We start from the raw sequence: 26,865 nt of genomic DNA, 5'->3' as shown, positions 1-26,865 counted from the left end.
GTCGACCGACCCTGGATCCCATAACGTCGTTGAGCCTCTTTATAACTCAGTTCGCCCTTTTCAACCTGATCGACGACCGCTAATTTAAAGCCCAGCGTGTAATCACGTTGACTGCGCCTTTTTCCTGATTCCATTGGTTCCTCCTGAGGATAGGTCAGAAGGTGTAAACCTTATTCAGGACGAGACAGCAGAAACAAAAAAGCCCGTCAGGAGACGGGCTTCAAAATGTGACAGCTTTTATGGGCTTACAGGGGCTTGCCGCGGTTGCCATGCTGGCTGACAAAGGCTTGCACGGCTTTAAGGTCGTTTGGCAGAACCGTGCAGCGCTCGTTTCGCTCAAACAAATCAGAAAGATGTGCAGGCAGTTCGAGCGCTTTTCCTACACCCGCTTTCTCCACTGCCTCAGGAAACTTGACCGGGTGGGCAGTGCCCAGAATCACCATCGGGATGTCCAGACTACGACGGCATTCGCGCGCGGCTTTCACGCCGATGGCGGTGTGCGGATCAAGGACTTCACCGCTCTGCTCGTAGACCTCGGCGATGGTTTCGCAAGTCTGCGCATCGTCCACTGCCAGCGAGTCGAACAGTTTGCGCGCTTCGGTCCAGCGCTCTTGTTCGACGCTGAAGCTGCCATCCTTTTTGAACGCGTCCATCAGGCCGGCAATCGCCGCACCGTTGCGACCGTGAAGGTCGAACAGCAGGCGCTCGAAGTTCGACGAAACCATGATGTCCATCGACGGCGACAAGGTCGCGTGCAGGGTTTCCTTGACGTACTGGTTGCCGCTCATGAAGCGGTGCAGGATGTCGTTGCGGTTGGTGGCGACGATCAACTGGTTGATTGGCAGACCCATGTTGCGCGCCAGGTAACCAGCGAAGATGTCGCCGAAGTTGCCGGTCGGCACCGAGAACGACACAGAACGCGCCGGCCCGCCCAACTGCAGCGAGGCGTGGAAGTAGTAGACGATCTGAGCCATGATCCGCGCCCAGTTGATCGAATTCACCGCCACCAGACGCGTACCCTTGAGGAAGCTTTGGTCGGCGAAGCTGTTCTTGACCATTTCCTGGCAGTCATCGAAGTTGCCTTCGATGGCGAGGTTGTGGATGTTCTCGCCGAAGATCGTCGTCATCTGCCGACGCTGTACTTCCGACACTCGCTGATGCGGGTGCAGGATGAAAATGTCGACGTTTTCGCAATGCTTGCAGCCCTCGATGGCTGCCGAGCCGGTGTCGCCGGACGTGGCGCCAACGATCACCACACGCTCGCCGCGCTTTTCCAGCACGTAGTCGAGCAGACGACCGAGCAGTTGCAGGGCGAAATCCTTGAACGCCAGGGTCGGACCGTGGAACAGCTCCAGCACCCACTCATTGCCATTCAACTGACGCAGTGGCGCCACAGCGCTGTGGGCAAACACACCGTAGGTTTCTTCGAGGATTTTCTTGAAATCGGCGTCGGGAATGCTGCCGGTGACGAACGGGCGCATTACCCGGAAGGCCAGCTCGTGATACGGCAGGCCAGCCCAGGAAGCAATTTCTTCCTGAGTGAAACGTGGTAGGTTTTCCGGGACGTACAAACCGCCGTCGGTCGCCAGACCAGCCAGCAGGACCTCTTCGAAATTCAGGGCCGGGGCCTGGCCGCGAGTACTGATATAACGCATAAGGGCAAACCTTTGGTTTGAGCGGCAAGCCTCAAGCTGCAAGCTGCCAGTAAAGCCGAACCGCTTTGTCTTGGCGCTTGTAGCTTGCAGCTTGCCGCTGCTGTTAATTCAAATGTTCGACACGGATCCGTACAACCGGGCCGTCGACGCCAGCCAGTGCTTCCAGCGCAGTGATCGCATCGTTGATGCGCTGCTCGACCACGCGATGAGTCAGCAGGATCATCGGCACCAGGCCGTCATGCTCTTCGACTTCCTTCTGCATGATCGATTCGATATTGATGCCGCGCTCCGACAGGATGCTTGCCACTTGAGCCAGCACGCCCGGATGGTCCTTGGCGTGTATGCGCAGGTAGTACGCGCTTTCACAGGCTTCGATCGGCAGGATCGGATGCGCCGACAGCGAGTCCGGCTGGAAGGCCAGGTGCGGTACACGATTTTCCGGGTCGGAAGTCATCGCGCGAACCACGTCCACCAGGTCGGCGATCACCGACGAAGCAGTCGGCTCCATGCCAGCGCCGGCGCCGTAGAACAGCGTCGAACCGGCGGCATCACCGTTGACCATGACGGCGTTCATCACGCCATTGACGTTGGCGATCAGGCGATCGGCCGGGATCAGCGTCGGGTGCACCCGCAACTCGATGCCGGCGTCAGTGCTGCGCGCCACACCGAGGTGCTTGATGCGATAGCCCAGTGCTTCGGCGTAGTTGACGTCGGCGGTGGTCAGCTTGGTGATGCCCTCGGTGTAAGCCTTGTCGAATTGCAGCGGAATACCGAAAGCAATCGACGCCAGAATGGTCAGCTTGTGCGCGGCATCGATGCCTTCGACGTCGAACGTCGGATCGGCTTCGGCATAACCCAGCGCTTGCGCTTCGGCGAGCACGTCTTCGAACGTTCGGCCCTTCTCGCGCATTTCGGTGAGGATGAAGTTGCCGGTGCCGTTGATGATCCCGGCGACCCAGTTGATGCGGTTGGCGGACAGGCCTTCGCGGATCGCCTTGATCACTGGAATGCCACCAGCCACGGCTGCTTCGAACGCCACGATCACGCCTTTCTCGCGTGCCCTGGCGAAAATCTCATTACCGTGAACGGCTATCAGCGCCTTGTTCGCGGTGACCACATGCTTGCCATTCTCGATGGCCTTGAGTACCAGCTCGCGGGCGACGGTGTAGCCGCCCATCAGCTCTATGACGATGTCGATCTCAGGGTTCGTGGCCACTTCGAAGACATCGTTGGTAATCGCAATACCGGTCGTCTGGAACTGAGGCTTTGGCGTGCGCGTGGCAATTTGTGCCACTTCGATCCCACGCCCGGCACGACGAGCAATTTCCTCGGCGTTGCGCTGAAGTACGTTGAAGGTACCGCCACCGACGGTCCCTAACCCACAGATGCCTACTTTGACCGGATTCACTGTGAACTCCCCATGAAACGGCCGACGCAGGGTCGGCCGGAAAACAACCGCGTGCTCGCGGCTCTCTGTTGATGGCCCGGCGCTATTACTGCCGGGCCACGATCGTCAGCGGCTGCCCGTGACGATGCGAATTACTTCGCGCCCAGCGCCAGTTTGGCGACTTGTGGCGCCGGCTGGTAGCCCGGAATGACTTGGCCGTCAGCCAAAACGATGGCCGGTGTACCGTTCACGCCGATCGACTGACCGAGGGCGAACTGCTTGGAAACCGGGTTATCGCACTTGGCGGCCTTGATTTCCTTGCCATCGACCATCTTGTCCATGGCGGCTTTCTTGTCTTTCGAACACCACACTGCTTGCAACTGCTCGTCACCCGGCGAATTCAGGCCCTGACGCGGAAACGCCACGTAGCGGACTTCGATGCCGCGCTTGTTCAGCTCGGGCACTTCGGCATGCAATTTGTGGCAGTACGGGCAGGTGGTGTCGGTGAACACGGTGATGTGCGACTTGGTTTCGCCGACCGCCGGGTAGACCACGGTTTCGGCGACAGGGATGGCATTGATCAGTTTGGAAATGCCCAGGCGCTCGGTCTTCTCGGTCAGGTTGACCGGTTTGCCGTTCGCGAGCTGGTACAGGTTGCCCTGAACGATGTATTGGCCATCGGCACTGGCGTACAGCACGCGACTGCCTTGAAGTTTGACTTCGTACATGCCGGGCAACGGGCTGGCACTGATGCTTTCGACCGGAACCTCGAGTTCGAGTTTTTCCAGGCTTTGACGAATGGCTTTGTCGGCCGCGTCATCGGCGATGGCAAAGGTGCTCACCAACGCAATGGCGGCGGCGGCGAAAATCTGGGTCAGACGCATGAGTACTCCTGAGGGCGGGCCAATGGAACGGTCAGAACACCCATGCGAAACATCGGGTCATAACCGTCCATCGTGCAAACCGGCAAAGCCTAACACATAAGGTCACGGTGGCCGAATGCGCCTGACACAAGACATCGATCTCATTTTGTAGGAGCCGCCGGAGGCTGCGATCTTTTGATTCTGGCTTCTGTAAACGACAGCAAGATCAAAGGATCGCAGCCTTCGGCCGCTCCTGCACAGGGTTTTGTATTCAGCCGCGCGGGTGGTGTCTGGCGTGCAGATCCTGCAAGCGGGCGCGGGCGACATGGGTATAGATCTGCGTCGTGGAGAGGTCGCTGTGCCCGAGCAACATCTGCACCACGCGCAAGTCCGCGCCATGGTTGAGCAGATGCGTGGCGAACGCGTGACGCAAGGTGTGGGGTGATAGCGACTTGCTGATCCCGGCAATCTTGGCCTGATGCTTGATCCGGTGCCAGAAGGTCTGCCGGGTCATCTGCTCGCCGCGCTGGCTGGGAAACAGCACATCGCTGGGGCGGCCACCGAGCAGTTCGCCACGGCCATCGCGCATATAACGCTCGACCCAGACAATCGCCTCCTCGCCCATCGGCACCAGCCGCTCCTTGCTGCCCTTGCCCATTACCCGCAACACGCCCTGGCGCAGGTTGACCTGCTCCAGCGTCAGACTGATCAGTTCGGTCACGCGCAGGCCACAGGCATACAGCACCTCCAGCATCGCGCGGTCGCGCTGGCCGATGGCGTCGCTCAGGTCAGGCGCCTTGAGCAGTGCTTCGACGTCGGCCTCCGACAGCGACTTGGGCAACGGCCTGCCGAGTTGCGGCATGTCGACGCGTAAGGTCGGATCGACGCTGATCAACTTTTCCCGCAGCAGATAGCGATAAAAGCCACGCACTCCAGAGAGGAATCTCGCGGTGGAACGTGGCTTGTAGTTTTGCTCCAGGCGCCAGGCCAGGTGATCGAGGATCAATTCGCGTCCGGCGTTGATCAGCTCAAGGTTCTTTTCCTGCAACCACCCGTTGAACAGCGCGAGGTCGCTGCGATAGGCGTCGCGGGTATTGTCCGACAGGCCTTTCTCCAGCCATAAAGCGTCGAGGAATTGATCAATCAGCGGATGGTCGATGGCAGGCATGGGTGCTCAGGGCAGGCAGTTTTTCACACTGCGTGCAAATAGACAGTGAACGACGGGAATGGCCGCTAGTCTTTCATAGCCAGCCAGATCAAGGAACAGGGAGCTTCAATGAACGAGCAGCAAATTCTCTTGGCATTTGGCGGGATCGGCGCCGCTGCGCTGGGTTGTCAGTGGCTGGCATGGCGCCTGAAGCTGCCGGCCATTCTGTTTCTGTTGCTGACCGGCATTTTGGCCGGCCCGCTGCTGGGTTGGCTCGACCCGCAGGAAATGTTCGGCCCGCTGCTGATGCCGCTGGTGTCTCTGGCAGTGGCGCTGATCCTGTTTGAGGGCAGCCTGACCCTTCACCTGTCGGAATGGAAAGAGATCGGCAGCGTCGTCCATCGACTGGTGACCCTCGGTGCGATTTCGACCTGGATTGTCATCGCGGTTGCCACGCATTTTCTGCTCGGCTTCGACTGGATGCTGGCGATTCTGTTTGGCAGCCTGACGCTGGTCACCGGTCCGACCGTGATCGTGCCGATGCTGCGGGTGGTGCGGCCAAAAGCCTCGATCGCCAACATCCTGCGCTGGGAAGGCATCGTGATCGATCCGATCGGCGCTCTGCTCGCGGTGGTGGTGTACAGCTTCATCATCGCCAGCGCTGAAGGCCATGGCCTCAAGCAAAGCCTCCTCACCTTCGGCGGGGTGATCCTCTGCGGCGCCGTGTTTGGTGTCGTCGGTGGCTGGGCGCTGGGGACGGTGATCCGGCGTCAGTGGCTGCCCGAATACTTGCATAACCTGGCGTCGCTGGCAGCGGTGCTGGCGATTTTCATCTGCGCCAACCAAGTGATGCATGAGTCCGGCCTGCTGGCGGTGACGCTGATGGGCATGTGGCTGGCCAACATGAAAGGCGTGGATGTGCGACACATCCTGCACTTCAAGGAAAACCTCAGCGTGTTGCTGATTTCCGGGCTGTTCATCCTGCTCGCGGCACGTCTGGACCTGAACGCGTTGATCGGCCTGGGACCGCTGGTGTTGATCCTGCTGTTGGTGATCCAGCTGATCGCCCGGCCATTGAACGTCTTGCTCAGCACCGCCGGCTCCAGTCTCAGCTGGCGTGAACGGGCCTTGCTGTGCTGGATCGCGCCACGCGGGATCGTCGCTGCGGCTGTCTCGGCAATTTTCGCGATTCGCCTGGATGAATCCGGACATGAAGGCGCCCTGCTGCTGGTGCCGCTGACCTTCGCGGTAATCATCGGCACCGTGGTTTTGCAAAGCGCAACGGCACGACCGCTGGCACGGCTGCTGAAGGTGGCCGAACCGGCGCCGAGCGGTTTTCTGATCGTGGGCGCCAATGGTCCGGCCCGCGAATTGGGCAAATCGCTGCAGCAACTGGGCAGCCGCGTCCTGCTGACGGATTCGAGCTGGGAAAATATTCGAGCGGCACGCATGGAAGGCTTGCCAACCTACTTTGGCAACCCGGCGTCGCAGCATGCTGACGCGCATCTGGATCTGGTGGGGTTGGGGCATTTGCTCGCGCTGTCACCGTCGGGTGAACTGAACACATTGGCGGCGATGCGCTTTCGTCATGACTTCGGTCATCAGCGCCTGTTCGGTCTGGCCAGCGGCCATGAAAGCCGGCGCAGCGATAAACATCGAGCAAGCCTGGAACACCGGGGCAATCAATTGGGCAGTGAGGCACTGACCTATTCGAAACTGGCCGGTCAGATGGGCCAGGGAGCGGAGCTCTACAGCACAACCTTGACGGATGGGTTTGGCTGGGAGGATTACCAATCGCTGCACGGCCATCGCGCGACGCTGCTGTTCATGCGTGATGGCAGCGGCTGGGTGCATGTAGTGACACCGGAAACGGCGTTGAAGCCGGGCGCGGGGTGGACGTTGCTGGCGCTGATTCAACCGCAAGGTTCCGGCGCCTGATGGATCGATTCGCGAGCCTGCTCGCGAAGGTCGCGACTCGGTCACAGATAGACTGAAGATCTTCGCAGCACAAATCCCGGGCAACAAAAAAGCAGCCCGTAGGCTGCTTTTTTCTGCATCGGAAGCTGGACTTAAGCCAGTTTTTCCTTGATGCGGGCTGCTTTACCCGACAGGTCGCGCAGGTAGTACAGCTTGGCTTTACGTACGTCACCGCGACGCTTGACAGCCATGCTGTCGATTTGCGGCGAGTAGGTCTGGAAAGTACGTTCTACGCCAACACCGTTGGAGATTTTACGAACGGTGAACGCACTGTTCACGCCGCGGTTACGCTTGGCGATTACAACGCCTTCGAACGCTTGCAGACGGGAACGATCGCCTTCCTTCACTTTCACCTGAACGACAATAGTGTCGCCTGGGGCGAAGGTAGGGATTTCTTTGGTCATCTGCTCTGCTTCGAGTGCAAGGATGATTTTGTTGGTCATGCTGTGCTCCTAAGGTAAATCGTTCGATCTACCATCGATACGTTGTTAACTATCGTCCCGCTCGCGGATGTATTCCTCGAGCAGCTTCTTCTCTTCTCCAGAAAGCGAGCGGCTTTCCAGAAGATCGGCGCGTCGTTCATAGGTCCGACCTAGGGACTGCTGTAAACGCCAACGCCGGATATGCGCGTGATTGCCACTAAGCAACACGTCGGGAACACGCTGATCCGCATACACCTCCGGTCGGGTGTAGTGCGGGCAATCCAGCAGACCATCCGTAAAGGAATCTTCCTCAGCGGAATCCGCATGCCCTAAAGCTCCAGGCAGCAGTCGTGTAACCGCATCGATCAGGACCATGGCCGGCAGCTCGCCGCCAGACAGTACATAGTCGCCAATCGACCACTCTTCATCGACATGAGCCTCAATAAAGCGCTCGTCAATGCCTTCGTAGCGGCCGGCAATCAGGATCAATGCATCCGATTGTGCCAGCTCGCGTACCGCCGACTGAGTCAGTTGACGGCCTTGGGGGGACAGGTAAATCACCTTCGCCGCCTCCCCGGCTGCTGCCTTGGCCTGAGCCAGCGCATCTTCCAGGGGCTTGATCTTCATCACCATGCCCGGACCACCGCCAAACGGGCGATCGTCCACAGTGTGATGCCGATCCGTCGTGTAATCTCGCGGATTCCAACAGGTCAGCTGCAAGATCCCCTGTTTGACCGCACGACTGGTGATGCCGTAATCGCCAATGGCGGAAAACATCTCGGGAAACAAACTGATCACTTCTACGCGCAAGTTAGCCACGTTTAGAAGTCCGCGTCCCAATCCACCTTCATCTCGCCCGCTGCCAGGTCGACGGCCAACACGCATTGCTCGGTATAGGGCAACAGGCGTTCGCGATCATCCAGGCTGCCAGCGCAAGGCTTGACGACCATTACATCATTGGCGCCGGTTTCCAGAAGATGATCGATTTTCCCGAGCAATTGCCCAAGGCTATCGATGACCTTCAGACCTTCCAGCTGGTACCAGTAGTACTCGCCTTCGGTCAATTCAGCGAACAGGCTGCGCGGCACGCAGATCTCATAACCGGCCAGAAGACGAGCTTCCTCACGATCATCGAGACCCTTGAGCTTGGCGACCAGGAACTTGTCGCTCCCGCGTCCACTGACCAGCTCGACCTGTTTGACATTGCCTTCGCGCTTGAGCGTCCAGGTTTTGTACTGCAACAGGTTTTCAGTCGGATCAGTAAAGGAATACACCTTCACTTCGCCGCGAACGCCATGAACAGAATAAATTTTGCCAATAACGATCAAATCATCGGCAGGAGCTGGCGTCGCGTTCATATTGCTCAGGCCGCAGCCTTGGCAGATTCCTTCAACAACTGAGCAACGCGCTCAGAAGGTTGTGCACCAACGCTCAGCCAGTAGGCAACGCGCTCTTGGTTCACGGACAGACGGATTTCCTGACCACGGGCAACAGGGTTGAAGAAACCAACCTGTTCTTTGTGGGAGCCGTCACGCGGGTTACGCGAGTCGGTTACGGTCAGGTGGTAAAACGGGCGCTTTTTGGAGCCGCCAAGGGCAAGACGGATTGTTAGCATGTGAACATCGTTCCTGTAGTCGGTGCTGCAAATCTAAATGCACAGCGGGCATGGGTGCCCGAAAGGCCGCATATTCTAAGGAATATCCGGACTTTTGCAAATGACTTTTTCCGGCGCCCATGGCATGCCGTGCAGATTTGCATAGAGAGCCGTCGATAAAAACGGCCGGTCAGCTCCCGCCGAGTGCGGGTTTACTGTTGATCCTGCGTCCTTGCAGGGTCTGCGCCGGTGCGACGACCGGCGAAGTCCAAGTGTCCTGTCTCACATCTTCGGCATGCCGCCGCCGGGCAACATACCGCCCATGCCGCGCATCATTTTTGCCATACCGCCCTTGGCGGTGAATTTTTTCATCATCTTCTGCATCTGCTTGTGTTGCTTGATCAAGCGGCCGATGTCCTGCACTTGAGTGCCGGAACCCATGGCGATCCGGCGCTTGCGCGAACCGCTGATCAGCTCCGGATCGCGGCGCTCGGCCGGGGTCATCGAGTTGATGATGGCTTCCATCTGTTTGAACTGCTTCTCTGCGGCGTTCTGGGCATTGCCCATCTGCGACAGGTTGACGCCGCCGATGCTCGGCAGCTTGTCCATGAGCCCGCCGAGGCCGCCCATGTTCTTCATCTGCTGCAGCTGATCGCGGAAGTCTTCGAGGTCGAAGCCCTTGCCCTTCTTCAGCTTCTTGGCCAGTTTGTCGGCCTTGTCCTTGTCGAGCGTCGCTTCGGCTTGTTCGATCAGGCTGAGCACGTCGCCCATGCCGAGGATCCGTGAGGCGATACGCTCAGGGTGGAACGGGTCGAGCGCTTCGCTCTTCTCGCCCATACCAATGAACTTGATCGGCTTGCCGGTAATGGCGCGCACCGACAGCGCCGCACCGCCACGGGCGTCGCCGTCGACCTTGGTCAGGATCACACCGGTCAGCGGCAGTGCATCACCGAAGGCCTTGGCCGTATTGGCGGCGTCCTGACCGGTCATGGCATCGACCACGAACAGGGTTTCGACCGGGTTGATCGCGGCGTGCAGCGCCTTGATCTCGCCCATCATCTCTTCGTCGATGTGCAGACGCCCGGCGGTGTCGACGATGACCACGTCGATGAATTTCAGCTTGGCTTCTTTAATAGCCGCATTGGCGATGTCGACCGGCTTCTGGCTCAGGTCGGACGGAAAAAACGTCACGCCGATGTCGTTGGCCAGGGTTTCCAGCTGTTTGATCGCTGCCGGACGGTAGATGTCCGCCGAAACAACCATGACCGACTTCTTCTTGCGCTCTTTAAGGAAGCGCGCCAGTTTGCCGGCGGTGGTGGTTTTACCGGCGCCCTGCAGACCGGCCATCAGAATCACGGCTGGCGGAACGGCACTCAGGTTCAGGTCTTCATTGGCCGCGCCCATCAGGCTTTCGAGTTCGGCCTGGACGATTTTCACGAACGCCTGGCCCGGCGTCAGGCTGCGCGACACCTCGGTGCCGACGGCGCGTTCCTTGACCGAATTGACGAAGTCCTTGACCACCGGCAGCGCGACGTCGGCTTCGAGCAACGCCATGCGCACTTCACGCAGGGTGTCTTTGATGTTGTCCTCGGTCAGCTTCGCCTTGCCGGTGACATGGCGCAGCGTCTGCGAGAGACGGTCGGTTAAGTTTTCAAACATTGCGCGATCCTTTCAGGCCCTGTACGAACCGGGATAATGGCGGCCCAGACCGGCATCAACATGTGCTCGGCGAGCCTGCGGCGTGGGCAGGTCGCGGATTATAGCGAAGACTGCGGCTGGCGGACACCTCGCCGTCAGCTAGCGGAGTCTTTCGTGCCGTGGCGGTTCTATGCCAAACTCAGCGCCTTTCGGGCTCGCCTAACAGGATTTATGCTCCCCTTGTCACCCAGTTTGCTGACCACCCTCGCCGCCGCCCTGCTCTATGCCGCTGCGACCGTCTATCAAAGTACTCGCCTGGCCACCGGCGCCAAGGCGAACAAGCGCCTGCTGGTCAGCCTCGGCATCTTCGCCGTGCTCGCCCACGGCGCCAGCCTGCTCACGCATCTGCTGACCCCGATCGGCCTGGGCCTGGATTTCTTCAGCGCATCGAGCCTGATTGCTGCCGCAGTGATTGCACTGACGCTGATCGCCTGCTCGCGAATCCCGGTGGAAAACCTGCTGGTGCTGCTGTTCCCGCTCGGTGCGATCACGGTATTGCTGGCGCAGTTCGCGCCGACCGGCACGGTACAGATCATCGATGAAGAGCCGGGCATCCTCGCGCACATCCTATTGTCGATCCTCGCCTACGGCATGTTCACCATCGCGGTGTTCCAGGCATTGCTGCTGCTGGTCCAGGATCATCAGCTCAAGCACAAACACCCGTCAGGGCTGATCAGGAACTTCCCGCCGCTGCAAACCATGGAAAGTCTGCTGTTCGGCTTTCTCTGGGCCGGCTGGACGCTGCTGTCGCTGTCGCTGATTTCCGGCTGGCTGTTCGTCGAGAACCTGTTTGCCCAGCATCTGGTGCACAAGACCCTGCTGGCCTGTCTGGCGTGGATCGTCTTCAGCGTGCTGCTGTGGGGGCGCAATCGTCTCGGCTGGCGCGGCCACAAGGCGATTCGCTGGACCCTCGCCGGTTTCTGCCTGCTGATGCTGGCGTACTTCGGCAGCAAACTGGTTCGTGAATACATTCTGCACATCTGACGGGCGGCATAAATGGACGGTTTGCCCATAGGGCCGATGCTCGCGATATTTGTCCTGCTGATTTTATGGTCAGGGCTGTTTACCGCCGTCGAAATCGCGCAGCAGCACCTGCTCGCGCAACGTATTGCCTCGCGCGCCAGCGATAAACCGCTGGCGAAGCTGAGCTTCCCGCTCGACAGCCTGATCCTCTGCAATACCTTATGCCGCGCTCTTGCCGTGATCATCGCGACGCTGCTGGCGATTTTTCTCTGCGAAGAAGACGGCCCATGGGCAGCATGCCTGGGCGCCGGAGCCATCCTGCTGGTGTTCGCCGATTATTTCCCGCGCACCGTGGCCCGGCGCTATCCCGACGCTGTGCTGGGGTTCGGCAACGCTTTGCTGGTGGTGCCGATGAAGATCGTCTATCCGCTTGCGTGGCTGTTCAGCCAGGTCAGCGCGCTGCTGATGACCCCGTTCACGCGCAAGGCGCAGGTGGTGCAACAGAGCGAGGACGAACTGCCGACCGATCACGATGATGATCCCGAACATCCCGTGCGCAGCCACCCGGTGTCGGGCATCCATGCGCTGGATAACATCACGGTCAACGACATCCTGGTGCCGCGCAGTGACGTCGATGGCATCAACCTCGACGATTCGATCGAAGAGATCATCGAGCAATTGCGACAAAACAAACGCACGCGCCTGCCGGTGTTTCACAGCGACATCAATCAAGTCGAAGCGGTGCTCAACACTCGCCAGATCGGCCACTTGCTCAGCAACGGCGGGCTGACCCGCGAGGCGCTGATGACCGCCAGCTACGAGCCCTACTTCGTTCCGGAAAGCACGCCACTGCAACTGCAATTGCTGAACTTTCACAAGCAGCAACGCCGTCTCGGCATGGTCGTCGATGAATACGGCGAGGTGCTGGGCATCGTCACCCTTGAGGATATCCTCGAAGAGATCGTCGGCGAATTCGAAAGCGAACACAGCATCGACAACCCGCATATCCATCCTCAGGCCGACGGGCGCATGCTGATCGATGGTGCCGCGTCGATCCGCGATGTGAACAAATGCCTGGGCTGGCATCTGCCAAGCGACGGTCCGAAAACCCTGAACGGCTTGGTCACCGAAGCGCTGGAAACCATTCCGGAAAGCGCGGTGTGCCTGAAGATCGGGCGTTATCGCCTGGAAATCCTCGAGACCGAGGAGAACCGGGTGAGCAAGGTGTTGATCTGGCTGACCTCCTCGGTGCCTGCTTTAGTGTCTGCCCGATAGAAAATCAAAAGATCGTCCGATCGCGGCCTGGGCCTTCGGCAGCTCCTACCCTGCGATCTTTTGCGCTTGTTTGATCGTTAGCCCCCTTCCTATAATCGAGGCGCTTACCCAAGCGCCGTCGATCCCTGTGCTTACCCGGCACTTCCGGATCCCGACTGTTGCGTTGCAAACCGACGACTGTTCCTACTCGAAACAGCGCTCGCGCCCTACCCCACATCCCTGGGTGTTCGACCATAATAATTCGCTCCATTGGAGCTCATGACTGTCAGGGATCACCGCATGACAACCCATACCGCTTACAGCGAAACCGCGCCTGCCCAGCCGACCAATTCCGCCACCCGCGTGGCCACGGCAAGCTTCATCGGCACCGCCATCGAGTTCTACGACTTCTACGTTTATGCCACTGCTGCGGCGCTGGTGATCGGGCCGGTGTTCTTTCCGCAGACCTCCGGTACGGCACAGATGCTGTCGGCATTTCTCACTTTTGGTATTGCCTTCCTCGCCCGACCACTGGGCTCGGCGCTGTTTGGCCACTTCGGCGACCGCATCGGGCGCAAATCGACGCTGGTCGCTTCGCTACTATTGATGGGCGTCTGCACAACATTGATCGGCGTCCTGCCGGGCTACGACAGCATTGGTGCCTGGGCGCCAATTCTGCTGTGCGTGCTGCGTTTCGGCCAGGGCCTTGGCCTTGGCGGCGAATGGGGCGGCGCGGCGCTGCTGGCTACGGAAAACGCGCCGAAAGGCAAGCGCGCCTGGTTCGGCATGTTCCCGCAGCTCGGCCCATCGATTGGCTTTCTGGCGGCCAACGGTTTGTTCCTGACCTTGGCCATGACGCTGGATGACGAGCAGTTCCGCAGTTGGGGCTGGCGCATTCCGTTTCTGCTCAGCGCAGCGCTGGTGATGGTCGGCCTGTATGTGCGCCTCAAGCTGCACGAAACGCCGGTCTTCGCCAATGCGATCGCCCGTCAGGAGCGGGTAAAAGTGCCGCTGGTCGAGTTGTTCAGCCAATACTGGGCGCCGACGCTGCTCGGTGCGGCGGCGATGGTGGTCTGCTATGCGCTGTTCTATATCTCGACAGTGTTTTCGCTCAGCTACGGCGTATCCACGCTGGGTTACAGCCGCGAAACGTTCCTCGGCCTGCTGTGCTTTGCCGTGTTGTTCATGGCCGCAGCGACGCCATTATCCGCTTGGGCCAGCGACCGTTACGGGCGCAAACCGGTGCTGATCATCGGTGGCGTGCTGGCGATTCTGTCCGGATTCCTGATGGAACCGTTGCTGACGCAGGGCTCGACCTGGGGCGTGGCGCTGTTTCTGTGCATCGAGCTGTTTTTGATGGGCGTGACATTCGCGCCGATGGGGGCGCTGTTGCCTGAGCTGTTTCCGACCCACGTGCGTTATACCGGCGCTTCGGCGGCATATAACCTCGGCGGGATCGTCGGGGCCTCGGCGGCGCCATTCTTTGCGCAGAAACTGGTAGCGATGGGCGGGTTGAGCTATGTCGGCGGGTATGTGTCGGCGGCAGCGGTGTTGAGTCTGATTGCGGTGGTGTGCTTGAAAGAGACGCGGGATAACGATCTGAATCGGGTTGCCTGACGCAAGATCAAAAGCTTCGCGAGCAAGCCCGCTCCCACTGGTTTATTGGTTGGCCACAAATCTTGTGTCCAACCAAATCCCATGTGGGAGCGGGCTTGCTCGCGAATGCCGCGACTCGGTTTACAGCTCTACAACAACCGCCTGCGACGCACGGGTCGCCTTGGCACGTGCAGCCTCAATCGACTCATCCCGTGCCAGCGCCACGCCCATGCGACGCTGGCCGTTCACTTCAGGCTTGCCGAACAGACGCAGCGCGGTATCCGGCTCGCTCAACGCAGCACCCAGATTGGCGAATGCGGTCTGGGTCGATTGCCCTTCGACCAGAATCACCGCCGACGCCGATGGCCCGAACTGACGGATCAGCGGTACCGGCAGGCCGAGAATGGCGCGGGCGTGCAGCGCAAATTGCGACAGATCCTGAGAAATCAGCGTGACCAGACCGGTGTCATGCGGGCGCGGCGAAACTTCGCTGAACCACACCTGATCGCCTTTGATGAACAGCTCGACGCCGAACAGTCCGCGGCCACCCAGCGCTTCAGTCACCGCTTTGGCGACGCGCTCGGATTCAGCCAGAGCAATCGGGCTCATGGCTTGTGGCTGCCAGGATTCCTGATAGTCGCCCTTCTCCTGACGGTGACCGACCGGGGCGCAGAACGTGGTGCCGCCAATGTGGCGTACGGTCAGCAGGGTGATTTCGTAATCGAAATCGATGAAGCCTTCGACGATCACCCGACCTTTGCCGGCGCGACCGCCCTCTTGCGCGTAATCCCAGGCCTTCTGCACGTCATCGACGCTGCGCAGCAGGCTCTGGCCTTTGCCCGACGAGCTCATTACCGGTTTGACGACACACGGGAAGCCGAGGTCTTCAACGGCTTTGCTGTAGTCCTCGAAAGTATCGGCGAAGTGATACGGCGAGGTCGGCAGGTCGAGTTCTTCGGCGGCCAGACGACGGATGCCTTCGCGGTTCATGGTCAACTGCGCCGCACGGGCGGTCGGGATCACGGTGAAGCCTTCGGCTTCCAGCTCGACCAGAGTGGCGGTGGCGATGGCTTCGATTTCCGGCACGATGAAGTGCGGCTTCTCGGCTTCGATCACAGCGCGCAGTGCAGCGCCGTCGAGCATGTTGATCACGTGGCTGCGATGGGCCACTTGCATGGCCGGCGCGTTGGCGTAGCGGTCGACGGCAATCACTTCAACGCCCAGGCGCTGGAGTTCGATTACCACTTCCTTGCCCAACTCACCACAGCCACACAGCAATACGCGGGTCGCGGTTGGCGACAATGGAGTTCCGATACGGGTCATCTCAGGTCCTCAAAGGAAGCGGATCATCGAGGAAAGCCACGCAAGTGCGCTTTCCATGGGGAGAAAGCGCGGCATTTTACATGAACCCGAGGGTTTGGCTTCAGCTGGCGACAGCCTGTTTGCGATCACGCCAGGCCATGATCAGCCAGACTGCGGTGACGCCAGCGAACTTCGAGGCCAGGGCAGTGATGATCACTGGTGGCGTCAAGGCGTCGATCATGCCGAAAAAGATGAAGGTATCCAGCGGAATGCTCAGTGCCGAACTGATCCACAAGCGGTCGCGCAACGGCCGTTTGGTAATGCTGAACACCAGCCAGTCGATGCACTCGGAGACTGCAAACGCCGTAGCGCTGGCCAGCGCAATGGAAGGGTCAGAGGTGATGTACGACAGCACCAGCGCCGCCAGCATGGCCACGATTGCGCCATGACCGAAGCGGGTTTGCACCATGTCGCGCAGCACGAACACCAAACCGCCCCAGGCCGACCAGATGATGTCCAAGTGCGGTGCGGTGGAAAAGGCGAAGTTGATCAGCACGACGCTGCTGATGTAGGCGATGAGGAAAATCATGGGGGCGGCCTGTGAATGTGGCGCACAGGTTACTTCAGGCCGTGTTGTGAGCCAATAAGAAGTAGTGAATGTACTGGCCTCTTCGCGAGCAAGCCCGCTCCCACATGAGATCTCATTCCAAATGTGGGAGCGGGCACGCTCGCGAAAGCGGTGATTCAGGCGCCGGATTTTCCGGGGGTCATCCAAACCAGCCCGCTCGCTTTCGCCCGCTCATGACACAACCCCAGCACCACGCGGCGCTCGTCACTGCTCATGCGGCCCCAACGGGTGATCTCTGCGACCGTGCGCTGGCAGCCGGTGCAAATATCGTCCTCATCCAGCGCGCAGATATTCACACACGGCGAGGCGACTGGTCGTTCAACGGCGGTCATTGTTCTTGCTCGACCAGATCGCGGGCGTAACGCTGCGAGTTATGCACATAGTGCGCGGCGCTGGCTTCAAGCATCTTTTTCTGCGCCTCGGTCAGTTCGCGCACAACCTTGCCCGGCGAGCCCATGACCAGCGAACCGTCGGGAATTTCCTTGCCTTCGCCGATCAGCGAATTGGCGCCGATGATGCAGTTCTTGCCGATCTTCGCGCCGTTGAGAATCACCGCGTTGATACCGATCAGGCTGTAATCGCCGACCGTGCAGCCGTGGAGCATGGCATTGTGGCCGATGGTCACGCCGGTACCGATGGTCAGTGGATAGCCCATGTCGGTGTGCATCACCGTACCGTCCTGCACATTGCTGTTCTTGCCGATGAGGATCAGTTCGTTGTCGCCGCGCAACACAGCGTTGAACCAGACATTGGCGCCCTCTTCCAGGCGAACCTTGCCCACCAGCACGGCATTGGGCGCGACCCAGCTCTGTGGATGGGTGTCGACACGGGCGTCGCCCAGGCGGTATTTCATCTTGTTTTCCTCGGGGCTCACGGCCGTTCGAACGACGGCTCAGGTATCGATAAAGCTTTTCGGCGGTCGGTGCAGGCTGATTCTGGCGTCATAGAGCAGGTTGATCAACTCGACGATCATGATTGCCGTCAGGCCCCAGATCTTGTACTCGCCGAAGCGATAGCTCGGCACGTACCAACTGCGGCCCTGATAGTCGATGCGATGGGTGTGCTCACGCGGGTCCTTGCGGAAGAATTCCAGTGGAACGCTGAAGACGGCGGCGATTTCGGCATCATTTGGCTGGTATTCGACAAAGTCTGGAATCACCCCGACATACGGCGTTACCTTGATGCCGTGCAGGGAAATCAGTGGACTGAGCGGGCCAATGACTTCGACCAGGCCCGGCGGCAAACCGATTTCTTCTTCGGCTTCACGCAGCGCGGTGAATATGAGGTCCGGATCTTCCGGGTCGCGGCGACCTCCGGGGAAGGCGACTTCGCCGCCGTGGGTCGAAAGCCCGCTGGCGCGCAGCGTCAGGACCAGTTCCGGTTCGTCACTGCGGGTGATCGGTACCAGCACGGCGGCTTCGGGAAAACGTGCGTCGGTCTCCAGCGTGCGCGGTGTGTGGTTGCTTACCCTATGCAGTAGCTCGTCCAGCATGAGTGTTCTCGATCGGTGCCTTGCTCCGCATCATGCACCAATCAAAGCGAGCGCCCAAGCCCCTGAAAGCCGCCGTGTCGCGAAACGACAACTTGCCGACCGGCCCCGCTGCACGCCAAGATAGGCGCAGCATTCAGGAACCTCAGCATGAAATTTTGCAGCCACTGCGGTAACCCGGTCACCCAGCGCATTCCCGAAGGCGATTCGCGGCTGCGATATGTCTGCGATAGCTGTCAGACCATTCACTACCAGAACCCCAATATCGTCGCCGGTTGCGTGCCGACCTGGGGGACGAAAGTGTTGCTCTGCCGCCGCGCCATCGAGCCGCGTCTCGGTTACTGGACCCTGCCTGCCGGGTTCATGGAAAACGGCGAGACCATCGAGCAGGCAGCCATCCGCGAAACCGCCGAAGAAGCCTGCGCCCGGGTGCGCAACCTGAGCATCTACACGCTGATCGACGTGCCGCACATCAGCCAGGTGCATGTGTTCTTTCGCGCCGAACTGGCCGATCTGGAGTTTGCCGCCGGCCCCGAAAGCCTCGAAGTGCAGTTGTTCGACGAAGCCGACATCCCTTGGAACGAGCTGGCTTTCCGCACGGTCGGGCGTACCTTAGAATGCTTCTTCGCTGATCGGCGCATCGAGAACTACCCGGTGCGTTCGGAATCGATCCCGCCACTGGTGCAGCCGGTCATTGTTGGCTAGAAGATCAAAAGATCGCAGCCTTCGGCAGCTCCTACCTAAAACCTGATTGCGTCACTCCCTGGGGAATCGTTTCAATGCGCTGGTTGCTTGCCCTGTTCTGCCTGTCGTTCGTCAGCGTTTCGCAAGCGTCATTCGTGACCACCGTGACGCCGTCGAATACGCCACTGATCGAAAAAGTCCTGGTACTGAAGTCGGCCCACCAACTGCAGCTGGTTGCCGACGGCAAGCCGTTGAAGACCTACCGCATTTCGTTGGGCAAGGGCGCGAAGAAAGGGCCGAAACTGATCGAGGGCGACAAACGCACGCCCGAAGGTTTCTATTGGATCGACTGGCGCAAGACCAGCGAGAAATTCAACCTGTCGATGCACATCTCCTACCCGAATATCAGCGATGCCGCCCGCGCTCGCCGTGAAGGGGTCGAGCCCGGCGGGATGATCATGATCCACGGCACCCCGGACTCGGAAGACAATCCGGAACAGCTGTTTCACACCCTCGACTGGACCGACGGCTGCATCGCCATGCGCAACGTCGACATGCGTGAAGTGTGGAATCTGGTGCCGGACGGCACGATGATCGAGATTCGCCCGTAACCTCGACCGCTGGTCAGCGCAAAAAAATAAATCAAAAGATCGCAGCCTTCGGCAGCGCCTACAGGGGTGATACCACTCTCAACTGTAGAAGCTGTCGCAGGCTGCGATCTTTTGCTTTTTATGGGCCATCACTAATACCACTTTAAACAGCGCCCCCGGAAAACCGCCAATCCATTGGGTCAGACGCACATTCATCGCGTTGACATGGTATTCAAGTGGTATTAGCTTCCGTCGCACAAGCGAGCCACAAAAATCCCATACTCGCGACGGAAACGACCTACATGAACGACCTTCAAACCCTACGTCCCGACGACTCCCAGCCGACGCCGCTGTACTTGCAACTGGCGCGCAACCTGGAAGCGGCGATTCACGCCGGGCAATGGAAGGCGGAACAGGCGATGCCGTCCGAACGCAACCTCAGCGACCAGCTCGGTATTTCCCGTGTTACCGCGCGCAAGGCTTTGGAGGTTTTGCTCGATCAAGGCCTGATCCGCCGCCTGCAAGGCTCCGGCACGTTCATCACGCCCCGCCTGGAGCAACCGCTGTCGCGTCTTTCCGGCTTCAGCGAGATGCTGCGCCTCAAAGGTTTCGTGCCGAGTTCAAAATGGCTGGAGCGGGAAATCAGCCTGCCGACCCACGAAGAACTGATCCGTCTTGGCCTGTCGCCGAACGACAAGGTGGCGCGCATGAAGCGCCTGCGCAAAGCCGATGACACGGTGATGGCCATCGAGATGAGCACCCTGCCCGCCTCGATCATGCCCAAGCCACAAGCGGTGGGCGATTCGCTCTACGAATACCTCGACGGCATCGGCAAACCGATCGTCCGCGCCTTGCAGCACATTCAGGCGATCAATGCTTCGGACGAATTCGCCGCGCTGGTCGGCATCGCCCCCGGCACCGCCATGCTGCTGATGACCCGGGTCGGCTATCTGGAAGACAACACGCCGATCGAAGTCACCGATACCTATTGCCGCAACGACTACTACGACTTTGTGGCAGAGCTGCGCCGCTGAGCGCGGCCCCAAGCGAGAACGAAAATGTCCGAAGACAACATCCTCACCGCCAGCGGCTGGGTTCGCGGCCGGCTGATTCACGAACACGGCAAGGTCGTGTCGATCGAAGGCGTTCCCTGCGATCCGGCTGATAACGCTCTGCCCTATCTACTGCCGGGTTTCATCGACCTGCATGTGCATGGCGGTGGCGGCAAAGACATCATGGAAGGCGCCGAAGCCTTCGAAACCATCAGCAAAACCCACGTGCGTTTTGGCACGACGTCGCTGCTGGCCACGACCATGACCGCGCCAAGCGCCGAGATTTCCAGGGTCTTGAAAGAGGTAGGCGAATTCTGCGAGCAGCGTCCGCAAGGCGCCGCGCGAGTGCTTGGCGTGCACCTTGAAGGCCCGTACATCAACCCCGGCAAACTCGGCGCACAACCGAACTTCGCCCACACCGCGTTGATGGCCGAAGTCGAAGAATATCTGGCGCTGGCGCCGATCCGCGTGATTACGATCGCCCCGGAAATCGCCGGCCATGACGCATTGATCCGTGAGCTGAGCAGCCGTGGCATTCGCATGCAGATCGGCCACACCCTCGGCAGCTACGAGGAAGGCGTCGCGGCGCTGGCTGCCGGCGCCAGCAGTTTCACTCACCTGTATAACGCGATGAGCCCGCTGCATCACCGCGAGCCGGGCATCGTCGGCGCGGCACTGGCCCACGCCAGATACGCCGAGCTGATTCCCGATCTGCTGCACGTGCACCCCGGCGCCATTCGCGTGGCCCTGCGTTCGATCCCCTGCCTGTATTGCGTCACCGATTCGACCGCCGCCGCCGGCATGCCCGACGGTGAATACAAGCTCGGCAGCCACACCGTGACCAAATGCCTGGGCGGCGTGCGGCTGCCCGACGGCACGCTGGCCGGCAGCACCCTGACCATGGATCAGGCCCTGCGCAATCTGGTCAAGATCGGGTTGCCGATCAGCGAAGCCTCGCAGCGTCTGTCGCAATTTCCCGCCGACTACCTCGGCATTACCGAACGCGGGCGCCTTGCCCCCGGCGCCTGGGCCGACTGCGTACGGCTCGATCGCTCACTCACACTGACCGCCGTCATGGTCGAAGGAGAAGACATTGACTTCAAAAATGCTTGAAGAGGCGCTGTCCTCGTTCGAAGCCGTGCAAGCGCAACTGCAACAGCTCGACGCGCCGATGATCGAGATCGCCGGGCGCCTGCGCCGGCAGCCGCCGCAAGTGGCGATGACCGTCGCCCGTGGCAGCTCCGACCACGCGGCGAGCTACTTCGCCTACCTGACCATGCAGCAACTGGGCGTACCCGTGGCCTCGTTGCCGATGTCGGTGGTGACCATGCAGCAGGCGCCATTGAAGGTCAGCGGTCAGGTCGCCTTCGCCTTCTCGCAGTCGGGGCAGAGCCCGGATCTGGTCAACAGCCTGCGCCTGTTGCGCAAACGTGGCGCGCTGAGCGTGTCGATGGTCAACGCCGCCGATTCGCCACTGGAAGCGGCGTGTGAATTCAGCGTGCCACTGCTCGCCGGCACGGAAAGCAGCGTCGCCGCGACCAAGAGTTTTATCGCCACCCTCAGCGCCAGCGCGCGTTTGATCGCGCACTGGAAAGAGGACAGCGAATTGCTGCAAGCCCACGATGCGCTGCCAGAACGCCTGCGCGAAGCGGCGAAACAGGACTGGAGCGTGGCCATCGAAGCGCTGCGCGATTGTGAACGCCTGATGGTGATCGGCCGTGGCGCCGGTTTCGCGATTGCCCAGGAAGCGGCGCTGAAGTTCAAGGAAACCTCGGCGATTCAGGCCGAAGCGTTCAGCAGCGCCGAAGTCCGTCACGGCCCGATGGCACTGATCGACGAACACTATCCGCTGCTGATCTTCGCTCCTCGCGGCGCGGAACAGCCCGGCCTGCTGAGCCTGGCGGCGGAAATGCGCCAACGCGGCGCCAGGGTCTTGCTCGCCGCGCCGGATGACGTCAGCGAACGCGACCTGACCCTGACCCGCGCCGAACACCCGGCCCTCGACCCGATTCTGGCGATCCAGAGTTTCTACGTGATGGCCGCAGGCCTGGCTGTAGCGCGGGGCATGGACCCGGATCAGCCGCGCCATCTGAGCAAAGTGACCCGCACGCATTGACCACCGAAGTCCGACCTGTAGGCGCTGCCGAAGGCTGCGATCTTTTAATCTCGATCCATAAAAACAAGATCAAAAGATCGCAGCCTGCGGCAGCTCCTACGGGGAACATCGAACCGAGATTTGACTGATGAGACCCAGCCATGCCCGACAACAATAAAGAGCTGACCCTCAGCGCCCCGCTCAGCGGCCCGGTACTGACGCTCGCCAACGTCCCGGACGCGGTGTTCGCCAGTGGCGCGATGGGCGACGGCATCGCCATCGACCCGCTCAACGACACGCTGTATTCGCCCTGCGCCGGCGTGGTCATCCACGTCGCGCGCAGCAGCCACGCGGTGACCGTGCGCGCCGACAACGGTGCGGAAATCCTCCTGCACCTGGGCCTCGACACCGTTGAATTGAACGGCGAAGGTTTCGCCATGCTGGTCAGGGAAAGCGATCGCGTCAGCCTCGGTCAGCCGCTGCTGCGCTATGACCTGGACAAGGTCGGCCAGCACTGCAAAAGCCTGGTCAGCCTGTTGATCCTGACCAACAGCGCGGATTTTCGAGTGCGGCCGATCACCCTCAAAGCGGTGAAAGTCGGCGAGCCGTTGCTGCACGTCATCGCGCGCAATGTGGTGGCGGCGAATACCGATATGACCGGTGGGCCCGAGGCTCGTGGTCAGGTGCGCGTCGCTCATCGCGGCGGCTTGCATGCGCGCCCGGCTGCACTGATCCGACAGACCGCGCAGGGTTTCAACAGCCATTCACAGCTGCACTTCAACGGCAAATCGGCGCCGTGCAACAGCCTGATCGGTTTGATGGGGCTGGCCATTGGTGAGCAGGATGAGGTGCAGGTCAGTTGTCAGGGGCCGGACGCCGATGCCGCGCTGCAAGCCTTGCTCAGCGCACTGGCCACCGCACTGCCGGAGGATCATCACGCGCAAGCGCCGGTCAGCACTGCGGCGCTGAAACGCCCGGCCGAGACCGGCGTGCTGCACGGCGTTTGCGCGGCGCCGGGGCTGGTCGCCGGGCCGTTGTTTCACTTGAACGCGATCACCTTGCCGGCGGATGCGGGCAATCACGATCCCGTGCAACAGCAGCAGATTCTTGAAACGGCATTGAACGCAGTGCGCAGCGAAATCGCCGCCACCCTCGCCCAGGCGAAAAAGCACAAAAGCGCCGACGAAGAAGCGATCTTCGCCGCGCACATGGCGCTGCTCGAAGACCCCGCCCTGCTTGACGCGGCGCAGCATTTCATCGAGCACGGCACTGCAGCGACGCACGCCTGGAGTCGGTCGATCGAGGCGCAGTGCGACATGCTCCAAGGCACCGGCAGTCCGCTGCTGGCCGAGCGCGCCAACGATTTGCGCGACCTCAGGCAACGCGTCCTGCGCGCGTTGCTCGGCGAGGCGTGGCAATACCAGGTGCCGGCCGGCGCCATCGTCGCAGCGCAGGAACTGACGCCATCGGATCTGCTGCAACTGAGCGCGCAAGGTGTCGCCGGGTTGTGCATGGCCGAGGGCGGCGCGACCTCGCATGTAGCAATTCTGGCTCGCGGCAAAGGCCTGCCGTGCATCGTCGCTTTGGGCGCGCAATTGCTCGAACAACCGCAAGATCAGGCCGTCGTGCTCGACGCCGACGGCGGTCGTCTTGAGCTGACGCCAAATGCGCAACGTCTGGCCGACGTACAACAGGCGCAAGTCGAGCGCCAGCAGCGCCGCGACAGCCAACACGCCAAAGCGCATTTGCCCGCCGAAACCCGCAATGGCGTGCACATCGAAGTGGCCGCCAATGTTGCCTCCAGCAGCGAAGCGGCAGATGCCTTTGCCAACGGTGCCGATGGCGTCGGCCTGTTGCGCACCGAGTTTCTCTTCGTCGATCGGCAAACTGCCCCGGATGTCGAAGAACAGCGCAGCAGCTACCAAGCGGTTCTCGACAACATGGGCGACAGGTCGGTAATCATCCGCACCATCGACGTCGGCGGCGACAAGCAACTCGAGTATTTGCCGCTGCCTGCCGAAGCCAACCCGGTGCTTGGTCTGCGCGGCATTCGTCTGGCGCAGGCGCGCCCGGAAATCCTCGACCGGCAACTTCGTGCGCTGCTACAGATTCGCCCGTTGCGCCGCTGCCGGATCCTCCTGCCGATGGTCACCGAAGTGGATGAGCTGCTGCAGATTCGTCAGCAAGTCGATGCATTGTGCGTGGAACTGAACATCACTGAGCGCCCGGAAATCGGCGTGATGATCGAAGTACCCGCCGCCGCGCTGCAAGCCGAACAACTGGCCGAACACGCCGACTTCCTCTCGATCGGCACCAACGACCTGTCGCAATACACCCTGGCCATGGACCGCGATCACGCCGGGCTGGCGGCACGGGTCGATGCCCTGCACCCGGCATTGCTTCGGCTGATCGCCATGACGTGCGAAGGCGCGGCGGTGCACAAGCGCTGGGTCGGCGTCTGCGGCGCCCTCGCCTCCGATCCGCTGGCGACGCCGGTGCTGATCGGCCTCGGCGTCACCGAGCTGTCGGTAAGCCCGGTGCAGATCGGTGAGATCAAGGATCGCGTGCGCCAATTGCACGAAGCCGAATGTCAGCGCCTGAGCCGCGACCTGCTCAAGCTGTCCAGCGCCGCCGCCGTGCGTCATGCCTGCCGTCAGCACTGGCCGTTGCCCTAACAACAAGCTCTCGTTAAAGAGCAGGAGAACCACCATGTATCAACTCTTCATCGAAGGCCTGCAACGCCTGGGCCGCGCACTGATGCTGCCCATCGCAATCCTGCCGATTGCCGGCCTGCTGCTGCGCCTGGGCGACACTGACCTGTTGAACATCGCGATCATTCACGATGCTGGACAGGTGATCTTCGCCAATCTGGCGATGATTTTTGCCATCGGTATCGCCGTCGGTTTCGCCCGGGACAACAACGGCACCGCCGGTCTGGCCGGGGTGATCGGATATCTGGTGATGATCTCGACCCTGAAGGTCCTCGATTCGACCATCAACATGGGCATGCTCGCCGGGATCGTCAGCGGCCTGTTGGCCGGAGCGCTGTACAACCGCTTCAAGGACATCAAGCTGCCGGAGTATCTGGCGTTCTTCGGTGGCCGCCGTTTTGTGCCGATTGTCACCGGGTTTGCGGCGGTCGGCCTGGGCGTGGTGTTCGGCTATATCTGGCCGCCAATCCAGCAGGGCATCAACGCTTTCGGCGCGCTGATGATGGAAAGCGGCAGCATCGGCGCCTTCGTCTTCGGCGTGTTCAATCGCCTGCTGATCGTTACCGGCCTGCACCATATCCTCAACAACATGGCGTGGTTCGTCTTCGGCAACTTCACCGACCCGACCACCGGTGCGCTGGTGACCGGCGATCTGTCGCGTTATTTCGCCGGCGATCCGAAGGGTGGCCAGTTCATGACCGGCATGTTCCCGATGATGATCTTCGGTCTGCCCGCCGCCTGTCTGGCGATGTACCGCAACGCCCTGCCGGAGCGGCGCAAAGTGATGGGCGGGATCTTCCTGTCGATGGCGCTGACCTCGTTTCTGACCGGCGTGACCGAGCCGATCGAGTTCGCCTTCATGTTCCTCGCGCCGCTGTTGTTCCTTCTGCATGCACTGCTCACCGGGCTGTCGATGGCGATCACCAACGGCCTGAACATTCATTTGGGCTTCACCTTTTCCGGTGGCTTCATCGACATGATTCTCGGCTGGGGCAAGTCGACCAATGGCTGGTTGGTGGTGCCTGTCGGGCTGGCCTACGCGGTCATTTACTTCCTGGTTTTCGACTTCTGTATCCGCCGTTTCAACCTCAAGACACCGGGACGTGAAGATGTGGCCACGGCAGAAAAAGCCGTGCTTTCGGAAACCGAACGCGCCAGCGCTTACATCAAGGCTCTGGGCGGCGCAGAAAATCTGCTGACGGTGGGTGCTTGTACAACGCGCCTGCGCCTGGAGATGGTAGATCGCAACAAGGCGCTGGATAGCGAGTTGAAAGCGCTAGGCGCGATGGCCGTGGTTCGTCCCGGCAAGGGCGGCAGCTTGCAGGTGGTGGTCGGGCCGCTGGCTGACAGCATTGCCGATGAGATTCGCCTGGCCCTGCCGACGTTGCGTCGCGCTTCGATCACCTCGCCGACGGCGGTTGTCGATGAACCGAAAACGTTGAAAGTCGCCAGTGCTGAGGCGCAGCAATGGCTGAAGGCTTTGGGTGGTGGCGACAATATTCAGCAGCTCGATTGCATCGCCCTGACGCGGATTCGTCTGCAACTGGCCGATGGCGACGCGTTGTCCGAGGTGCAACTGAAAACGTTGGGGTGCCTGGGCGTCAGCCAGTTGGAGGGCGGAGTCTGGCATTTGCTGGTGGGAGACAAGGCCACGAGTCTGAGTGCGGCGATGAAGGACTTGGTCAGTCGCGCGCCGGTCACGACGCAGGCCTGATCCTGCAACGTTGTCGTCAGGTGTGCTCGCGAGCAGGCCTGACC

General features: G+C 60.7%; 25 protein-coding genes and 1 pseudogene. 11 read left to right on the top strand and 15 right to left on the bottom strand.

Annotated elements, in window-relative coordinates:
• The 5 genes and pseudogenes from ACP7D9_RS19935 to xerD form a co-directional block, all read right to left on the bottom strand.
• A pseudogene (locus ACP7D9_RS19935) lies at window positions 1-134 on the bottom strand (IS3 family transposase); the annotation flags it as partial.
• 111 nt (window positions 135-245) lie between these two features.
• On the bottom strand, window positions 246-1,655 hold the full coding sequence (gene thrC / locus ACP7D9_RS19930) for a threonine synthase (RefSeq protein WP_397479367.1): 1,410 nt from the start codon (window positions 1,653-1,655) through the stop codon (window positions 246-248).
• 103 nt (window positions 1,656-1,758) lie between these two features.
• Window positions 1,759-3,063 carry a homoserine dehydrogenase gene (locus ACP7D9_RS19925; RefSeq protein WP_039759108.1) on the bottom strand — a complete coding sequence of 435 codons (1,305 nt, stop codon included), beginning with the start codon at window positions 3,061-3,063 and terminating at the stop codon, window positions 1,759-1,761.
• 131 nt (window positions 3,064-3,194) lie between these two features.
• Entirely contained in the window at window positions 3,195-3,926 is a 732-nt protein-coding gene (dsbC, locus tag ACP7D9_RS19920; RefSeq protein WP_101159364.1) for a bifunctional protein-disulfide isomerase/oxidoreductase DsbC, read from the bottom strand.
• Window positions 3,927-4,176: 250 nt separating this feature from the next.
• Window positions 4,177-5,073 (bottom strand): site-specific tyrosine recombinase XerD, encoded by an 897-nt coding sequence (gene xerD, locus ACP7D9_RS19915; RefSeq protein WP_426159295.1) that lies wholly within the window; start codon window positions 5,071-5,073, stop codon window positions 4,177-4,179.
• 108 nt (window positions 5,074-5,181) lie between these two features.
• On the opposite strand from xerD, the gene ACP7D9_RS19910 reads away from it, so the two are divergent.
• On the top strand, window positions 5,182-6,990 hold the full coding sequence (locus ACP7D9_RS19910) for a cation:proton antiporter (RefSeq protein WP_397479366.1): 1,809 nt from the start codon (window positions 5,182-5,184) through the stop codon (window positions 6,988-6,990).
• 131 nt (window positions 6,991-7,121) lie between these two features.
• Here the strand turns inward: ACP7D9_RS19910 and rplS are convergent, their stop codons facing one another.
• The 5 genes from rplS to ffh all read right to left on the bottom strand — a co-directional run bounded on the left by rplS (window position 7,122) and on the right by ffh (window position 10,704).
• On the bottom strand, window positions 7,122-7,472 hold the full coding sequence (gene rplS / locus ACP7D9_RS19905; RefSeq protein ID WP_003175895.1) for a 50S ribosomal protein L19: 351 nt from the start codon (window positions 7,470-7,472) through the stop codon (window positions 7,122-7,124).
• A gap of 45 nt (window positions 7,473-7,517) precedes the next feature.
• Window positions 7,518-8,270, bottom strand: a complete 753-nt coding sequence (trmD, locus tag ACP7D9_RS19900; RefSeq protein WP_426159292.1) for a tRNA (guanosine(37)-N1)-methyltransferase TrmD — start codon at window positions 8,268-8,270, stop codon at window positions 7,518-7,520.
• A gap of 2 nt (window positions 8,271-8,272) precedes the next feature.
• Window positions 8,273-8,809 carry a ribosome maturation factor RimM gene (rimM, locus tag ACP7D9_RS19895; RefSeq protein ID WP_426159290.1) on the bottom strand — a complete coding sequence of 179 codons (537 nt, stop codon included), beginning with the start codon at window positions 8,807-8,809 and terminating at the stop codon, window positions 8,273-8,275.
• 5 nt (window positions 8,810-8,814) lie between these two features.
• Window positions 8,815-9,066: a 30S ribosomal protein S16 gene (gene rpsP / locus ACP7D9_RS19890; protein WP_003185073.1), complete on the bottom strand. Its 252-nt coding sequence runs from the start codon at window positions 9,064-9,066 to the stop codon at window positions 8,815-8,817.
• A gap of 261 nt (window positions 9,067-9,327) precedes the next feature.
• Complete coding sequence (gene ffh / locus ACP7D9_RS19885) at window positions 9,328-10,704, bottom strand: signal recognition particle protein (protein ID WP_007967791.1); 1,377 nt, start codon at window positions 10,702-10,704, stop codon at window positions 9,328-9,330.
• A gap of 210 nt (window positions 10,705-10,914) precedes the next feature.
• Between ffh and ACP7D9_RS19880 the strand changes: the two genes are divergently transcribed.
• The 3 genes from ACP7D9_RS19880 to ACP7D9_RS19870 all read left to right on the top strand — a co-directional run bounded on the left by ACP7D9_RS19880 (window position 10,915) and on the right by ACP7D9_RS19870 (window position 14,577).
• Window positions 10,915-11,727 (top strand): cytochrome C assembly family protein, encoded by an 813-nt coding sequence (locus tag ACP7D9_RS19880; RefSeq protein ID WP_101159359.1) that lies wholly within the window; start codon window positions 10,915-10,917, stop codon window positions 11,725-11,727.
• Between the two features lie 12 nt (window positions 11,728-11,739).
• Window positions 11,740-12,981, top strand: coding sequence for a transporter associated domain-containing protein (locus ACP7D9_RS19875; RefSeq protein ID WP_426159287.1), 1,242 nt, complete (start codon window positions 11,740-11,742; stop codon window positions 12,979-12,981).
• A gap of 279 nt (window positions 12,982-13,260) precedes the next feature.
• Window positions 13,261-14,577 (top strand): MFS transporter, encoded by a 1,317-nt coding sequence (locus ACP7D9_RS19870; protein ID WP_101159356.1) that lies wholly within the window; start codon window positions 13,261-13,263, stop codon window positions 14,575-14,577.
• A gap of 120 nt (window positions 14,578-14,697) precedes the next feature.
• On the opposite strand, the gene purT is transcribed toward ACP7D9_RS19870, so the two are convergent.
• The 5 genes from purT to ACP7D9_RS19845 all read right to left on the bottom strand — a co-directional run bounded on the left by purT (window position 14,698) and on the right by ACP7D9_RS19845 (window position 17,978).
• On the bottom strand, window positions 14,698-15,879 hold the full coding sequence (gene purT / locus ACP7D9_RS19865; RefSeq protein ID WP_397479963.1) for a formate-dependent phosphoribosylglycinamide formyltransferase: 1,182 nt from the start codon (window positions 15,877-15,879) through the stop codon (window positions 14,698-14,700).
• A gap of 100 nt (window positions 15,880-15,979) precedes the next feature.
• On the bottom strand, window positions 15,980-16,447 hold the full coding sequence (locus ACP7D9_RS19860; RefSeq protein ID WP_016771544.1) for a VUT family protein: 468 nt from the start codon (window positions 16,445-16,447) through the stop codon (window positions 15,980-15,982).
• Window positions 16,448-16,602: 155 nt separating this feature from the next.
• Window positions 16,603-16,818 (bottom strand): DUF1289 domain-containing protein, encoded by a 216-nt coding sequence (locus ACP7D9_RS19855; protein WP_101159353.1) that lies wholly within the window; start codon window positions 16,816-16,818, stop codon window positions 16,603-16,605.
• On the bottom strand, window positions 16,815-17,339 hold the full coding sequence (locus tag ACP7D9_RS19850) for a gamma carbonic anhydrase family protein (RefSeq protein ID WP_101159352.1): 525 nt from the start codon (window positions 17,337-17,339) through the stop codon (window positions 16,815-16,817). The genes ACP7D9_RS19855 and ACP7D9_RS19850 overlap by 4 nt, the downstream gene beginning before the upstream one ends.
• A 39-nt stretch (window positions 17,340-17,378) precedes the next feature.
• Window positions 17,379-17,978 (bottom strand): CoA pyrophosphatase, encoded by a 600-nt coding sequence (locus ACP7D9_RS19845; RefSeq protein WP_039759145.1) that lies wholly within the window; start codon window positions 17,976-17,978, stop codon window positions 17,379-17,381.
• A 147-nt stretch (window positions 17,979-18,125) separates the two neighbouring features.
• Here ACP7D9_RS19845 and ACP7D9_RS19840 point away from each other — a divergent pair, with 147 nt between their 5' ends.
• From ACP7D9_RS19840 to nagE, 7 genes are all read left to right on the top strand, one after another.
• Window positions 18,126-18,680 (top strand): NUDIX hydrolase, encoded by a 555-nt coding sequence (locus ACP7D9_RS19840; RefSeq protein ID WP_426159283.1) that lies wholly within the window; start codon window positions 18,126-18,128, stop codon window positions 18,678-18,680.
• A 74-nt stretch (window positions 18,681-18,754) separates the two neighbouring features.
• Window positions 18,755-19,270: a L,D-transpeptidase family protein gene (locus ACP7D9_RS19835; protein WP_397479960.1), complete on the top strand. Its 516-nt coding sequence runs from the start codon at window positions 18,755-18,757 to the stop codon at window positions 19,268-19,270.
• A gap of 281 nt (window positions 19,271-19,551) precedes the next feature.
• Complete coding sequence (locus tag ACP7D9_RS19830) at window positions 19,552-20,283, top strand: GntR family transcriptional regulator (RefSeq protein WP_101159350.1); 732 nt, start codon at window positions 19,552-19,554, stop codon at window positions 20,281-20,283.
• Between the two features lie 24 nt (window positions 20,284-20,307).
• Window positions 20,308-21,414 (top strand): N-acetylglucosamine-6-phosphate deacetylase, encoded by a 1,107-nt coding sequence (gene nagA / locus ACP7D9_RS19825; protein WP_426159280.1) that lies wholly within the window; start codon window positions 20,308-20,310, stop codon window positions 21,412-21,414.
• Window positions 21,395-22,417 (top strand): SIS domain-containing protein, encoded by a 1,023-nt coding sequence (locus ACP7D9_RS19820; RefSeq protein WP_426159279.1) that lies wholly within the window; start codon window positions 21,395-21,397, stop codon window positions 22,415-22,417. The genes nagA and ACP7D9_RS19820 overlap by 20 nt, the downstream gene beginning before the upstream one ends.
• A gap of 140 nt (window positions 22,418-22,557) precedes the next feature.
• Window positions 22,558-25,071 carry a phosphoenolpyruvate--protein phosphotransferase gene (ptsP, locus tag ACP7D9_RS19815; RefSeq protein WP_426159277.1) on the top strand — a complete coding sequence of 838 codons (2,514 nt, stop codon included), beginning with the start codon at window positions 22,558-22,560 and terminating at the stop codon, window positions 25,069-25,071.
• 34 nt (window positions 25,072-25,105) lie between these two features.
• Window positions 25,106-26,821, top strand: a complete 1,716-nt coding sequence (nagE, locus tag ACP7D9_RS19810) for an N-acetylglucosamine-specific PTS transporter subunit IIBC (RefSeq protein ID WP_426159275.1) — start codon at window positions 25,106-25,108, stop codon at window positions 26,819-26,821.
• Window positions 26,822-26,865 lie beyond the last annotated feature (44 nt).

This window comes from Pseudomonas sp. TSRC2-2, from assembly GCF_049897785.1.
In the GTDB taxonomy this organism is placed as follows: domain Bacteria; phylum Pseudomonadota; class Gammaproteobacteria; order Pseudomonadales; family Pseudomonadaceae; genus Aquipseudomonas.
The sequence above is the reverse complement of the archived record's forward strand: the minus strand, read 5'-3'. Positions and strand labels throughout refer to the sequence as shown.